The 13,626-nt window shown below is 56.9% G+C and carries 12 protein-coding genes; 9 read left to right on the plus strand and 3 right to left on the minus strand.

All coding sequences use genetic code 11. The features are described from left to right. Positions 1–58: 58 nt before the first annotated feature. From amaB to AO242_RS04145, 6 genes are all read left to right on the plus strand, one after another. Positions 59–1,549 (plus strand): L-piperidine-6-carboxylate dehydrogenase, encoded by a 1,491-nt coding sequence (gene amaB / locus AO242_RS04120; RefSeq protein WP_099267791.1) that lies wholly within the window; start codon positions 59–61, stop codon positions 1,547–1,549. Between the two features lie 469 nt (positions 1,550–2,018). Then, positions 2,019–3,152 (plus strand): branched-chain amino acid ABC transporter substrate-binding protein, encoded by a 1,134-nt coding sequence (locus AO242_RS04125; RefSeq protein ID WP_027898117.1) that lies wholly within the window; start codon positions 2,019–2,021, stop codon positions 3,150–3,152. Between the two features lie 171 nt (positions 3,153–3,323). Then, positions 3,324–4,238 carry an ABC transporter permease subunit gene (locus tag AO242_RS04130; RefSeq protein WP_099267792.1) on the plus strand — a complete coding sequence of 305 codons (915 nt, stop codon included), beginning with the start codon at positions 3,324–3,326 and terminating at the stop codon, positions 4,236–4,238. Positions 4,239–4,240: 2 nt separating this feature from the next. Further along, complete coding sequence (gene livM, locus AO242_RS04135; protein ID WP_099267793.1) at positions 4,241–5,521, plus strand: high-affinity branched-chain amino acid ABC transporter permease LivM; 1,281 nt, start codon at positions 4,241–4,243, stop codon at positions 5,519–5,521. Next, the gene (locus AO242_RS04140) at positions 5,518–6,393 is read left to right on the plus strand and encodes an ABC transporter ATP-binding protein (RefSeq protein ID WP_027899737.1); all 876 of its coding nucleotides are present in this window, start codon (positions 5,518–5,520) and stop codon (positions 6,391–6,393) included. Before livM ends, AO242_RS04140 begins: the two co-directional genes overlap by 4 nt. Further along, the gene (locus AO242_RS04145) at positions 6,390–7,106 is read left to right on the plus strand and encodes an ABC transporter ATP-binding protein (RefSeq protein ID WP_099267794.1); all 717 of its coding nucleotides are present in this window, start codon (positions 6,390–6,392) and stop codon (positions 7,104–7,106) included. Before AO242_RS04140 ends, AO242_RS04145 begins: the two co-directional genes overlap by 4 nt. A 434-nt stretch (positions 7,107–7,540) precedes the next feature. Here the strand turns inward: AO242_RS04145 and AO242_RS04155 are convergent, their stop codons facing one another. After that, on the minus strand, positions 7,541–8,020 hold the full coding sequence (locus AO242_RS04155) for an Lrp/AsnC family transcriptional regulator (RefSeq protein ID WP_099267796.1): 480 nt from the start codon (positions 8,018–8,020) through the stop codon (positions 7,541–7,543). Between the two features lie 194 nt (positions 8,021–8,214). Between AO242_RS04155 and AO242_RS04160 the strand changes: the two genes are divergently transcribed. After that, positions 8,215–9,231: a 1-aminocyclopropane-1-carboxylate deaminase gene (locus AO242_RS04160; RefSeq protein WP_027899734.1), complete on the plus strand. Its 1,017-nt coding sequence runs from the start codon at positions 8,215–8,217 to the stop codon at positions 9,229–9,231. 111 nt (positions 9,232–9,342) lie between these two features. Here the strand turns inward: AO242_RS04160 and AO242_RS04165 are convergent, their stop codons facing one another. Then, entirely contained in the window at positions 9,343–9,810 is a 468-nt protein-coding gene (locus AO242_RS04165; RefSeq protein ID WP_099267797.1) for a transketolase, read from the minus strand. 230 nt (positions 9,811–10,040) lie between these two features. On the opposite strand from AO242_RS04165, the gene AO242_RS04170 reads away from it, so the two are divergent. Further along, positions 10,041–10,520 (plus strand): Lrp/AsnC family transcriptional regulator, encoded by a 480-nt coding sequence (locus tag AO242_RS04170; RefSeq protein WP_099267798.1) that lies wholly within the window; start codon positions 10,041–10,043, stop codon positions 10,518–10,520. 703 nt (positions 10,521–11,223) lie between these two features. After that, positions 11,224–11,988, plus strand: coding sequence for an SDR family oxidoreductase (locus AO242_RS04175; protein WP_027899731.1), 765 nt, complete (start codon positions 11,224–11,226; stop codon positions 11,986–11,988). Between the two features lie 162 nt (positions 11,989–12,150). Here the strand turns inward: AO242_RS04175 and AO242_RS04180 are convergent, their stop codons facing one another. Continuing rightward, on the minus strand, positions 12,151–13,287 hold the full coding sequence (locus AO242_RS04180) for an AGE family epimerase/isomerase (RefSeq protein WP_099267799.1): 1,137 nt from the start codon (positions 13,285–13,287) through the stop codon (positions 12,151–12,153). Between the last annotated feature and the right edge of the window lie 339 nt (positions 13,288–13,626).

Below are 13,626 nucleotides of genomic sequence, written 5' to 3' on the forward strand. Positions count from 1 at the left end.
TATTACTAGAGCCTGAAGATTTACCGTTATTTCAGCATTCCCGAAATCAGGAGAGAACATGCTTACCGACCTGCTAAACCGCCTCGGTGTCGACCCCGCGAAATATCAAAAGGGCGACCAGCCTGTTCATACACCTATCGACGGCAGCCGTATCGGTGCTGTGAGCTGGGAAGGTGCTGCCGAGGTTGAGCAGCAAGTTACGCGTGCAGACGCTGCTTTTCAGGCCTGGCGCAAGGTACCGGCTCCGCGTCGTGGCGAGCTGATTCGTCTGTTCGGTGAAGCGCTGCGCAAGCACAAGGCTGATCTGGGGGAGCTGGTTTCATGGGAAGCTGGCAAGATCACCCAGGAAGGTCTGGGTGAAGTGCAGGAAATGATCGATATCTGTGACTTCGCTGTCGGCCTGTCCCGCCAGTTGTACGGCTTGACCATCGCATCTGAGCGCCCGGGTCACCACATGCGTGAAACCTGGCATCCGCTGGGTGTGGTCGGTGTGATCAGTGCGTTCAACTTCCCGGTCGCGGTCTGGTCCTGGAACACCGCGCTGGCGCTGGTGTGCGGCAACTCGGTGATCTGGAAACCGTCTGAGAAAACACCTTTGACCGGTCTGGCGTGCCAGGCGCTGTTCGACAAGGTCGCGGCTGACTTTGCCGATGCGCCGGAGTATCTGGCTCAAGTGATCATTGGTGGTCGTGATGCGGGTGAGGCGCTGGTCGATGATCCGCGTGTGGCTCTGATCAGTGCAACCGGAAGCACCCGAATGGGGCGTGAAGTGGCTCCGAAAGTGGCCGCCCGTTTCGCTCGCAGCATCCTCGAACTGGGCGGCAACAACGCCATGATTCTCAGCCCGACAGCCGACCTGGATCTGGCCGTACGCGCAATCCTGTTCAGCGCCGTCGGTACTGCCGGGCAGCGCTGCACGAGCCTGCGTCGTCTGATCGCCCATGAGTCGGTGAAAGCCGAAATCGTTGCGCGTCTAAAAACTGCCTACGAAAAAATTCGTATCGGTCACCCGTTGGAAGGCAATCTGATTGGTCCGCTGATCGACAAGCACAGCTATCAAGCCATGCAGGATGCGCTGGAGCAGGCAACGAGCGAAGGCGGCAAGGTGTTTGGCGGCAAGCGTCAGTTGGAGGACAAATTCCCCAATGCTTATTACGTTTCTCCGGCCATCGTCGAGATGCCAGAGCAGAGCGATGTCGTGCGCGACGAGACTTTCGCGCCGATTCTGTACGTAGTGGGTTATGAAGATTTCAACGAAGCGCTGCGTTTGAACAACGCTGTGCCGCAAGGTCTGTCGTCGTGCATATTCACCACGGACGTGCGCGAAGCGGAGCAGTTCATGTCGGCGCTGGGCAGTGACTGCGGTATCGCCAACGTCAACATCGGCCCGAGCGGTGCTGAAATCGGTGGCGCATTCGGTGGCGAGAAAGAAACCGGTGGCGGTCGTGAGTCCGGCTCCGATTCGTGGCGCGGTTACATGCGCCGTCAGACAGCGACCGTGAACTACTCGCTGGAACTGCCACTGGCGCAGGGCATTACGTTCGATTGAGTTCTGTCTCGAACTCCATGCCTTGTGGGAGCCAAACTACTTAGGCTGCTGAAACACACCCCTGTAGGAGTGAGCTTGGCGTCATACCGCGCGGAGTCGGGCATCGAAGTCGTGCCTACAGGGTCGAGGTTCGTGCATGGCGTAATAACCTCCACTAACCTCAATTGGTGCGTCCCGTAGCGCAGGCGCACCGCCGGTGTGCAGATCGGTGACGCATGCTGTTACAGCGGGGTTGTACGTGGCGTGATGCGTAGGTTGCTACGTATTTTGCCGCTGGTTGCACCTTTTTATTTCAGGGTTGTACTTTGCTTGATATAGAGGGTTGCATGCCCTGCGGTCAAAGGCTCTAGCCGGGCCGGACGCAACAAATCCGAGAGTTTCATCAGAATAAAAAACGAATGGCACGCCACTTGCTCAGAGCAACTCTGTAGTTGCAGTGCTAATCAAAAAAATCTCAGGAGCACCACTCATGTCGCAGACGTTTTACAGAAAAGGCTTTCTTGCACTTGCAGTCGCTACTGCATTCGGCGTGTCTTCGTTTGCTCAGGCTGATCTGAAGATCGGTGTCGCGGGGCCAATGACTGGCGCCAACGCATCGTTTGGTCAGCAATACATGAAAGGCGCTCAGGCAGCCGCCGACGCGATCAACAAAACTGGCGGCGTTAACGGCGAAAAAATTGTACTGACGGCGTATGACGATGCCTGCGAACCGAAACAGGCCGTTGCCGTCGCCAACAAGGCCGCCTCGGACAAAGTAGCCGGTGTTGTCGGTCACTTCTGCTCCTCGTCAACGATCCCAGCCTCGGAAGTTTATGACGAAGCCGGCATCATCGCTATCACCCCAGGCTCTACCAACCCGACGGTGACCGAACGCGGCCTGACCGCCATGTTCCGCATGTGCGGTCGTGACGACCAGCAAGGTATCGTGGCGGGCGACTACATTGTCGATGTTCTGAAAGGCAAGAAAATCGCCGTCATCAACGATAAGGACACCTACGGCAAAGGCCTAGCGGATGCGACCGCCAAGCAGCTCACTGCCCGTGGCGTGAAACCGGTTCTGGAAGAAGGCCTGACCCGAGGCGAGAAAGACTTCAGCGCCCTGGTGACCAAGATTCGTTCTGTCGGCGCGGACGTCGTCTACTTCGGCGGTCTGCACCCGGAAGCCGGTCCTCTGGTTCGTCAGATGCGTGAGCAAGGCCTGAAAGACGTCAAGTTCATGTCCGATGACGGCATCGTAACGGATGAGTTGGTGACGACCGCTGGCGGCGCGCAATACGTTGATGGCGTGTACATGACATTTGGTGCTGACCCTCGCGTACTGCCAGACAGCAAGGCCGTCGTGGATGAGTTCCGCAAGTCCGGCTACGAGCCTGAAGGCTACACGCTGTATGCCTACGCTTCGGTTCAAGCCTTGGCCGCTGGCTTCAATGGTGCCAAATCCAACAAGGGCGAAGATGCCAGCAAGTGGCTCAAAGCTCACCCCGTTAAAACTGTAATGGGCGAGAAAGCCTGGGACACCAAAGGCGACCTGAAAGTCTCCGACTATGTGGTTTACCAGTGGGACAAAGACGGTAAATACCATCAGCTCGAAAAACAGAAGTAAGCAAAGCGCATAGCCGCGCGAGTACCTCAAAGGTGCTCGCGCGTCTTGTTAATGGGGGCGCAAGGTCGCGACCCCGAAGTTCTTCTGTCAGCTACTGAATGACGGTCCGCTGTTTCTCACAAGGAAACTTCGAACTGCATCGTTAGCCTTTCAAGTTCGTGAGCGTGCGTGATGGACGGTATTTTCCTGCAGCAAATGATCAACGGTCTGACCCTCGGGTCGGTCTACGGTTTGATCGCCATCGGTTACACGATGGTCTACGGCATCATCGGCATGATCAACTTCGCCCACGGCGACGTGTACATGATCTCTGCGTACCTGGCCGCCATCGGTCTGGCCGTCCTCTCATTTTTCGGTCTGGAGTCTTTCCCTTTCCTTATTCTCGGCACGCTGATCTTTACCATTGTGGTGACCGGCGTTTACGGCTTTGTGATCGAGCGCGTGGCTTACAAACCACTGCGTAACTCGACACGCCTTGCCCCCCTGATCAGCGCCATTGGTATCTCGCTGATCCTGCAAAACTACGCACAAATCAGCCAGGGTGCGCGTCAGCAAGGCGTACCGACGCTGCTCGAAGGCGCCTGGCGCTTTGAAGTCGGCAGCGGCTTCGTGCAAATCACCTTCACCAAGGTATTTATCCTGATTGCTGCGTTCGTTGGCATGGGCGTACTGACCTACATCATCAAGTACACCAAGCTGGGCCGGATGTGCCGCGCGACCCAACAGGATCGCAAGATGGCATCGATTCTGGGCATCAATACCGATCGGGTGATTTCTTACGTGTTCATCATCGGTGCAGCCATGGCCGCATTGGCCGGTGTGCTGATCACCATGAATTACGGCACCTTCGATTTTTATGCCGGCTTCATCATTGGCATCAAGGCGTTCACGGCTGCGGTGCTGGGCGGCATCGGCTCATTGCCGGGCGCGATGCTCGGTGGGTTGATCCTGGGGGTTGCGGAGTCGCAGTTCTCCGGTTTGATCAACTCTGATTACAAAGACGTGTTCAGCTTCGGCCTGTTGGTACTGATTCTGATTTTCCGTCCTCAAGGCCTGCTGGGTCGCCCACTCGTGGCGAAGGTATAAATATGTCTGCTCCTACTAAACCCGTCAGTTTCAAACAAAGCCTGATCGATGCCGTGATTGCGGGTCTATTGGCGCTGATTGTCTTTGGTCCGATTGTTGGTGTGGTGCTCGACGGTTACAGCTTCAACCTTGAGCCTACTCGCGTCGCCGTTCTGGTCAGTGTTGTCATGGTCGGTCGTCTGTTGTTGAGCCTGTTCATGCAGACGCCCAAGGGCTTGAGCATCGCTCAAAGCTTCGAGAGCTCGGGTTCAGGTGTTCATGTGCTGCCGCCGGATTACAAATCGCGTCTGCGCTTCATCATCCCGGCGATGATCGTCATCGCGATGGTGTTCCCGGTGTTTGCCGACAAGTACGTGCTGACAGTCGTCATCCTTGGCCTGATTTACGTCCTGCTGGGCCTGGGGCTGAATATCGTGGTCGGTCTGGCCGGTCTTCTGGACCTGGGGTATGTGGCGTTCTACGCCATTGGTGCCTATGGTCTGGCGCTGGGGTATCAATACCTCGGTCTGGGCTTCTGGTCGGCATTGCCACTGGCGGCAATTGCTGCGGCGTTGGCCGGTTGCATACTGGGTTTTCCGGTGTTGCGTATGCACGGCGATTATCTGGCCATCGTCACGCTGGGCTTTGGTGAGATCATCCGGCTGGTGTTGAACAACTGGCTGTCGTTCACCGGTGGGCCAAATGGCGTAGCGGTTCCTTCGCCGACTTTCTTCGGTCTGGAGTTCGGACGTCGTGCCAAAGACGGCGGGGTGCCCATCCATGAGTACTTCGGGTTCGATTACAACCCCGACCTCAAATTCATCTTCATCTACGCAGTGCTGTTTCTGGTCGTCCTGGCGGTGCTGTACATCAAACATCGTCTGACCCGCATGCCGATTGGCCGTGCCTGGGAAGCGCTGCGTGAAGACGAGATTGCCTGCCGCTCGATGGGGCTGAACCACGTTCTGGTCAAGCTTTCGGCGTTCACCATCGGCGCATCGACTGCCGGTCTGGCCGGGGTGTTTTTCGCCAGCTATCAAGGCTTCATCAACCCGACCTCGTTCACCTTCTTCGAGTCAGCCTTGATCCTTGCCATCGTGGTACTGGGCGGTATGGGGTCGACCATGGGCGTGGTCATTGCCGCGTTTGTGTTGACGGTTGCTCCTGAGCTATTGCGTAGCTTCGCGGAATACCGCGTGCTTCTGTTCGGGATACTCATGGTTTTGATGATGATCTGGCGGCCACGCGGCCTGATCCGTGTCTCACGTACCGGGGTCACTCCACGTAAGGGGGTTGCGCCATGAGCAACGAAATCATTCTGTCTGTTGAACATTTGATGATGCACTTTGGCGGCATCAAGGCGCTCAGCGACGTCAGCATTCAAGTGCGACGCAATTCCATTTTTGCCCTGATTGGCCCCAACGGCGCGGGCAAAACCACGGTATTTAACTGCCTGACCGGTTTCTATAAAGCCACAGGCGGGCGCATTGAATTACACACTCGCGGCACGACCACCAACGTGATCAAGCTGCTGGGTGAGCCGTTCAAGGGCACAGACTTTGTCTCGCCGAAAAGCTTCCTCAGTCGCGTCTACTACAAGATGTTCGGCGGCACGCATCTGGTAAACCGGGCAGGGCTGGCGCGGACCTTCCAGAACATTCGTCTGTTCAAGGAAATGTCCGTACTGGAGAACCTGTTGGTGGCCCAACACATGTGGGTCAACCGCAGCCTGTTGGCGGGCATTCTCAATACCAAGGGTTATCGCGAGGCAGAAGAGGTCGCCATCAATACGGCGTTCTACTGGCTGGAAGTGGTGGACCTGGTGGATTGTGCTAACCGTCTGGCGGGCGAGCTTTCCTATGGCCAGCAACGCCGTCTGGAAATCGCTCGAGCCATGTGCACCCGCCCGCAAGTGATTTGCCTGGATGAACCGGCTGCGGGCCTCAACCCGCAGGAAACCGAAGCGCTGAGCGGCATGATCCGCCTGCTGCGTGATGAACATGACATGACCATTGTGCTGATCGAGCACGACATGGGCATGGTCATGGGGATTTCCGACGATATTGTGGTGCTCGACCATGGCAACGTCATTGCCACTGGCGGGCCTGAACAGATTCGCAACGATCCGAAAGTGATTGCGGCGTATCTGGGCGCTGATGAAGAGGAACTGGTATGAGTACGCCGATCCTCGAAATGAAAGAGATCGATGTTTTTTACGGGCCGATTCAGGCCTTGAAGAAAGTCTCGTTGCACATCAATGAAGGCGAAACCGTCAGCCTGATCGGTTCCAACGGCGCGGGTAAATCCACGCTGCTGATGTCGATCTTCGGCCAGCCGCGGGCGGCCAGTGGGCAGATTATTTACCAGGGCACCGACATCACCCAGAAGTCGTCGCACTACATCGCGTCCAACGGCATTGCGCAGTCGCCGGAAGGGCGTCGGGTGTTCCCCGACATGTCAGTCGAGGAGAACCTGATGATGGGCACTATCCCGATTGGCGACAAACATTCGGCTGAAGACATGCAGCGCATGTTCGAACTGTTTCCGCGCCTCAAGGAGCGTCGTAATCAGCGCGCCATGACCATGTCCGGTGGTGAGCAGCAAATGCTCGCCATTGCTCGTGCGTTGATGAGTCGTCCCAAGTTGCTGCTGCTTGATGAGCCAAGCCTCGGCCTGGCACCGATCATCGTCAAACAGATCTTTGCCACCCTGCGCGAACTGGCAGCTACCGGCATGACCATCTTTCTGGTCGAACAAAACGCCAACCATGCGCTGAAACTGTCGGACCGGGCTTATGTAATGGTCAACGGCGAGATCCGCCTGAGCGGTACGGGGCAGGAGTTGCTGGTTAACGAAGAGGTGCGTAACGCTTATCTGGGGGGGCATTGATAAGCTGGCTTGACGTCTGCGACAACGCAATGTCTGGGTAGGAGCGAACTTGTTCGCGAGACGGCATGCCTGAAGAACCGCGTCAGCCTCTCTCGCCAACAAGTTGCCTCCTACCTCGAAAGCGCCAGGCTGAGCCACCGCGCCAAAAGGTAGGAGCGAACTTGTTCGCGATGCGGCATGTCTGGAGAACCGCGTCAGCCTTTCTCGCCAACAAGTTGCCTCCTACCTCAAAAGCGCCAGGCTGAGCCACCGCGCCAAAGGTAGGAGCGAACTTGTTCGCGATGCGGCATGTCTGGGTAGGAGCGAACTTGTTCGCGAGGCGGCGTGCCTGAAGAACCGCGTCAGGTCCTCTCGCCAACAAGTTGCCTCCTACCTTTGAAGGCGGTGCGATAAGCCAGAGAGATCGCATTTTAATCCCATCGTACGGCTTTAACTCACAACGGAATCATCGTCGTCGACAACACCGAACGCAGACCCATGAACGAACGGATCTGGCGCACGCCCGGCAGGTACAGCAACTGCTCGGCGTGCAGTCGGTTGAAGCTCTGACTGTCCCGGGTACGCAGCATCATCAGGTAGTCGAATTCCCCCGTCACCACATGCAGCTCCATGCAGCCGGAGATTTTCTGCGCCGCGGTCTCGAAGGCCGAGAATGATTCCGGGGTCGATCGATCCAGCACCACGCCGATAATCACTACCATCCCCGCATCCAGCGCTTCGTAATCCAGTACCGCCACAATCTTCTTGATCAGCCCTGCCTGCTTCAGCCGCTCAACCCGTCGCAAGCACGCCGGAGCGCTGAGCTTGACCTTTTCCGCCAGCGCGACGTTAGAGATTGAAGCGTCTCTTTGCAGGGCTTTGAGGATGGCCCGGTCAATTCGGTCGGTACTGCTGGCGTCTGTGCTGGTGGTCATTTCAGTGGCGGTCTTTCATTGCGTGATTAAAATAATCCTAACAACTTTATTAGGCTAAATCCCTAAATGATTAATAAAGCGCCAAAAATAGCCTTAAGTTTGCAACCCGTTTTTTGGCTCGTTTCCTTAATATTGAATCCATCGCAAGCACTGCAGAGCGTGCCTGCATACTCTCAATATCAAGGAGCCCTGTTATGAATCTGAGCAAATTCAAGCGCTACCCTCTGACGTTTGGTCCTTCGCCCATCACGCCTCTCAAACGACTCAGTGCGCATCTGGGTGGCAAGGTCGATCTGTACGCCAAGCGTGAAGACTGCAACAGCGGTCTGGCCTTCGGCGGTAACAAGACCCGCAAGCTGGAATACCTGATTCCCGAAGCGCTGGAGCAGGGCTGCGACACGCTGGTTTCCATTGGTGGTATTCAATCCAACCAAACCCGTCAGGTAGCTGCCGTAGCTGCGCATCTGGGCATGAAGTGCGTGCTGGTGCAGGAGAACTGGGTCAACTATTCCGATGCGGTGTATGACCGGGTCGGCAATATCGAGATGTCGCGAATCATGGGCGCTGATGTGCGTCTGGATGCGGCCGGCTTCGACATCGGTATCCGTCCGAGCTGGGAGAAAGCCATGTCGGACGTTGAGGAAAGCGGCGGCAAGCCTTTCCCGATCCCTGCTGGCTGCTCTGAGCACCCTTACGGCGGCCTGGGTTTTGTCGGCTTTGCTGAAGAAGTTCGCGAGCAGGAAAAAGAGCTGGGCTTCAAGTTTGATTACATCGTGGTTTGTTCCGTCACTGGCAGCACCCACGCAGGCATGCTGGTGGGCTTTGCAGCGGATGGCCGTGCGCGTCGGGTGATCGGCATTGATGCGTCGGCCAAGCCGGAAAAGACTAAAGCGCAGGTGCTGCGCATCGCCCAAAACACCGCGAAGCTCGTGGAGCTTGGGCAGGACATCACCGAGGACGACGTGATCCTCGATACGCGTTTTGCCTATCCGGAATACGGTCTGCCGAACGAAGGGACGCTGGAGGCTATTCGTCTATGCGCGCGTACCGAAGGCGTCCTGACCGACCCCGTGTACGAAGGCAAGTCGATGCACGGCATGATCGAGATGGTCCGCAACGGCGAATTCCCGGAAGGCTCGAAAGTGCTCTACGCCCACCTGGGCGGCGTGCCTGCGTTGAGTGCTTACAGCTTCATCTTCCGTAATGGTTGATTGAACTGGCCTGTAGGAGCTGCCGAAGGCTGCGAACCGCGGTGTATGACATGCCCCAATCGCAGCCTTCGGCAGCTCCTACAGGGTGACGGCGTTTGAATAATCTCCCCATCAAACCCCAATAAACCGCTCTTCCAGAATGCTCTTCGCCAATGTGCTGACCTTTGCCAGAATCTCCTCAACCTGCTGATCCATGGCTTCTGCTGAAAAATCTGATTCCCCAAGCCTGACCACATGCAATTTGTGGCCGCATACCGAGCCTAGCCAGGTGAGTTGCGGCGAAGGGCTTTCTTCGATATCCAGCAAATAACAGCCTTTGGACACCGAGCGCAGCAGTTGGCTGGCATGGCAGCGTGTGTCCAGATTGAGAGCGGCTTGACTCGATTCTGCCCGTAGCCAGTCTTCTAGAAACTCGTTGGGCTCTCTGACATGCAGATAACCGACCTGGTCCCAATCATCTATCGCACTGCGCAAACGCTCGCTGATGTAGCCCGGCAATCCGGCACGCGTAACGATCACTACGCCGACTTCCGGGGAGGGGGTTTTGACCCAGACAGCAGATTCCGATATCCCAAGCATGACGGCGCTCCTGGCGGCTTGAAGGTGCACGTTTTCTGAGTTCTAAACTACTGAAAGTCCAGCGGGGTTTCCTACGTATTAACGCCCTTGAATCGGAAGGTCGTCCGCTTCGCAATGGCTGTGCGGATGAATGTTCACGCTCAGGCATTTTTCGCGGGTCGTTGTTCATATACCGGCACGATTTGCGCATGACTGCCGGTCTGCCCATTCATTCAAGGAGGTCACGGACGATGAAAGAGCCGCCTCAAACGCCTGAAGTGACGGTGCAGGAGCGCAAGATCCTGCGGGCGCTGCAGATCGATGGCCGTATCAGCAACGCAGACCTCGCCAGAAAGGTCGGGCTGAGTACCACCGCATGCTGGAACCACACGCGACGGCTATACGCAAACGGCATCATTAAAAGCGTGCGCGCCCAGATCGACCCCAATGCAGTGCAGCAAGGCACCGTCGTGCTCATCGGTGTAGTGCTTGACCGCTCGACACCCGAGAGCTTCGCCACCTTCGAAGCGGCTGCCCGTGAACTGCCACAACTGCTGGAATGCTGGCTGGTTGCAGGGGATGTGGATTACTTCATGAAAATCAGGGTTCGGGATTTACCAGCGTTCAATCACTTGCATAACACCCGGATTATTGCGCTGCCCGGCGTACGTCAGGTCCGGACTTTTTTCGTACTGAATGAGGTGAAGTCCGACGGCTTGCTGTTGATCTGATGACCGCCCTCAAACATCGCTTGCCGAATTGTGGAAAACAATTTTGAAGAGCCGCCAAACCGCGACATAAAGCCGCTGCAAATGCTTGTTTTGTCACGCTTTTGACTTGTTCAGGTTTACTGTGGAACTGCCTGTGAATAACGTGGGAGCATTTAGCTGAAGCCCTTGTTTTATAAGGCTTGTAGAGTGATGGTTAAAATTTGATCAGCGCTTTTCGAGCTTGCTCGGCGTGCATTTGTCAACGCTTTGAGGGCTGGTTTTTCATACAGGTATTTCATTTGCTTTGCCTGTGGATAAGTCTGTGGGCAAGCATTGGAAATAGTTCGCAAACCGGCAGCGGATATGGCCTGAAGCAATGACAAGGGGATTTCGGCGCGGCGGATGTTTCATTGCCATTACACGAGGAGAGAATGACGTCAAGGGAAAAACCGCTTTGGCTCTCCCTCAGGCCCCGCAATCCGGGGGCTGTGATGAAAAGAGTTGCCCACGGATATTGTGGGCCTGGCTGTGGATAACGTGGGTAAAACCCCGTTTGACCCCGACTACGCCTGGCTCTGCGGTATCTGGTTGTTTTTTGTACAAAAAGTGCATTGTTTTATCCACAGACTTGCTCCCGACCTCTCTGGGCGGGCATTCTGCTGGGCTTGTTTATTTATCGTTATTAACCGGTCTGCACTCAGGTGCGGCACATCAGGAGAATGAAATGACTTCCACTGTGTTCATTACTGGCGCTACTTCCGGGTTTGGCGAAGCCTGTGCCCGTCGCTTCGCACAAGCCGGCTGGTCGCTGGTGCTGACCGGCCGCCGTGAAGAGCGTCTCAATGCCCTCAGCGCTGAACTGTCCACGCAGACCAAAGTGCATACGCTGGTGCTGGACGTGCGCGACCGCGCTGCCATGGAAGCTGCCATTGAAAGCCTGCCAGCCGAGTTCGCAACCATCCAGGGTTTGATCAACAACGCCGGTCTGGCTCTGGGCATCGATCCTGCGCCCAAGTGCAGCCTGGATGACTGGGACACCATGATCGACACCAACATCAAGGGTCTGGTCTACAGCACCCGCCTGTTGCTCTCGCGCCTGATTGCTCATGGTCGCGGTGCAAGCATCGTAAACGTGGGTTCGGTGGCGGGTAACTATCCTTACCCGGGCGGCAACGTTTACGGCGGGACCAAGGCCTTCGTTGGCCAGTTCTCGCTCAACCTGCGCAACGATTTGATCGGCACTGGCGTGCGGGTTACCAACCTTGAGCCAGGCCTGTGTGAAAGCGAATTCTCGCTGGTGCGCTTCGGTGGTGATCAGAGCAAGTACGACGCGACGTACGCAGGCGCAGAAGCGATCCAGCCGCAGGACATCGCAGAGACCATCTTCTGGATCATGAACACCCCGGCGCACGTGAATATCAACAGCCTTGAATTGATGCCGGTCAGCCAGACCTGGGCAGGCTTCGCGGTTGATCGTAATCGCGGTTGAGAACAGCCAACGCATAACCGCTTGGCTGGATTGAGTGTTTCTGTTGGAGCGAGGCTTGCCCGCGAATCAGCCGACTCGGCGGATCAGACCCACGCGTTATCGTTATTCGCGGGCAAGCCTCGCTCCAACAGAACTAACGTCTTTACAGCGCGACAGTGCGAGTCAACCCCGGAAATATCTGGCCAACCCGATGTAACACGTCGCCAGGTGATAGGGCGTGGTCGATGGCATGTCGCTGCGGCTGACCTGACCATTGGCGTCCAGGCACTCGTTCCAGCCGCTGGCATGCAGGAATCGCTTCTGCAGTGCCAATAACTGTTTACCCAGCGCCGCTTCGCTGCCGGGCCGTAAAGTCAGCGCCCGCAAATACTCGGCCTGTGCCCAGATGCGCTGGGTGCCATCCTGAATATGTCCATCGCTGGTCAGCGCGGCCGCTACGGCGCCTGTTTTCGCATCCACCCCTTGGGCTTCGGCATGGATAAACGCCGTGCTCAGTGACTGATGCAGCGCGCTACCGCGCAAGTGCGGCGACGACTCCAGCAGGAAGTACCATTCAAACTGATGGCCGGGCTCGTACCAGTTATCCACAGCGGCCAGCGGTTTCTCCAGCATTACCCCGTGTTCGCTGTCCACGAAGCGCCGTTGCATGGCGGCTGCCAATTCGTTCAGCGTCGCCAGTGTTGCCTCGTCGGCGCGCACCTCAACTGTGGCCAGAAGCGCTTCGGCCAAATGCATCAACGGATTCTGCAACGGCCCGCTGCCCAGCGTTGCCCAGTCCTCATCAAGCACCGCTTCATACAGCCCGTCATCATCGGCAAACTGCTCTGCCACGACATCCAGCGCTGCATTGAGCACTGACTCGACCAAGGGCTCGCGAACCCTGGCCCAATAGTGTGCGCAAGCGAAGATGATAAAGGCGTGGGTGTAGAGATCCTTGCGACGGTCCAGTGGCGCGCCCTGCGGGTCGATGCTGTAGAACCAGCCACCGTGCTCGGCGTCATGGAAGTGCCGTTGCAGTGAGCGAAACAGCGCGGCTGCACGGGTGGCAGCTTCGGGCACCGCTGGATCATCGATCAGGCTGGAAAACAGAAACAACTGTCGCGCACAGGCCATGGCCCGATAACGCTGCGGTGGCAGTGGTTGGTGTTCCGCATCGACCGCTTCATACGGCAGCGCCAGCTGTGCATTCCAGCCAGGACCAAGCCAGACCGGCACGATGGTTTGCAGGAAGTGCGCCTGAACGCTGGCGAAAACGGCGTTCAGGTCAGGCTGAAGGGCGGAGCAGGAAACATCTGGCATCGGCAGGCGTCACGGCAGGGGCGAATTGCGCGACATGGTAGCAGCTAGTACCAGACTGTAGGAGCGCGCTTGCAGGGAGAGGGATTGACGCGGTGAATCATGTTTGCCGTCTCGCGAACAAGTTCGCTCCTACCTTTTGGCGCGGTGGCTCAGCCTGGCGCTTTCAAGGTAGGAGGCAACTTGTTGGCGAGAGTGTTTGCCGCGTTGAATCGGGTTTGCTGTCTCGCGAACAAGTTCGCTCCTACCTTTTGGCGCGGTGCTCAGCCTGGCGCTTTCAAGGTAGGAGGCAACTTGTTGGCGAGAGGGTTTGCCGCGTTGAATCGGGTTTGCTGTCTCGCG

Source organism: Pseudomonas sp. ICMP 561, assembly GCF_002699985.1.
Taxonomy (GTDB): domain Bacteria; phylum Pseudomonadota; class Gammaproteobacteria; order Pseudomonadales; family Pseudomonadaceae; genus Aquipseudomonas; species Aquipseudomonas quasicaspiana.

Bases quoted from the DNA above. Each gene is read 5' to 3' on its own strand.
- AO242_RS04165 (WP_099267797.1), bottom strand. From the start codon at position 9,810: ATGCTTGGGATATCGGAATCTGCTGTCTGGGTCAAAACCCCCTCCCCG.
- AO242_RS04125 (WP_027898117.1), top strand. From the start codon at position 2,019: ATGTCGCAGACGTTTTACAGAAAAGGCTTTCTTGCACTTGCAGTCGCT.
- AO242_RS04175 (WP_027899731.1), top strand. From the start codon at position 11,224: ATGACTTCCACTGTGTTCATTACTGGCGCTACTTCCGGGTTTGGCGAA.
- AO242_RS04160 (WP_027899734.1), top strand. From the start codon at position 8,215: ATGAATCTGAGCAAATTCAAGCGCTACCCTCTGACGTTTGGTCCTTCG.
- AO242_RS04180 (WP_099267799.1), bottom strand. From the start codon at position 13,287: ATGCCAGATGTTTCCTGCTCCGCCCTTCAGCCTGACCTGAACGCCGTT.
- AO242_RS04130 (WP_099267792.1), top strand. From the start codon at position 3,324: ATGGACGGTATTTTCCTGCAGCAAATGATCAACGGTCTGACCCTCGGG.
- livM (WP_099267793.1), top strand. From the start codon at position 4,241: ATGTCTGCTCCTACTAAACCCGTCAGTTTCAAACAAAGCCTGATCGAT.
- AO242_RS04145 (WP_099267794.1), top strand. From the start codon at position 6,390: ATGAGTACGCCGATCCTCGAAATGAAAGAGATCGATGTTTTTTACGGG.
- amaB (WP_099267791.1), top strand. From the start codon at position 59: ATGCTTACCGACCTGCTAAACCGCCTCGGTGTCGACCCCGCGAAATAT.
- AO242_RS04140 (WP_027899737.1), top strand. From the start codon at position 5,518: ATGAGCAACGAAATCATTCTGTCTGTTGAACATTTGATGATGCACTTT.
- AO242_RS04155 (WP_099267796.1), bottom strand. From the start codon at position 8,020: ATGACCACCAGCACAGACGCCAGCAGTACCGACCGAATTGACCGGGCC.
- AO242_RS04170 (WP_099267798.1), top strand. From the start codon at position 10,041: ATGAAAGAGCCGCCTCAAACGCCTGAAGTGACGGTGCAGGAGCGCAAG.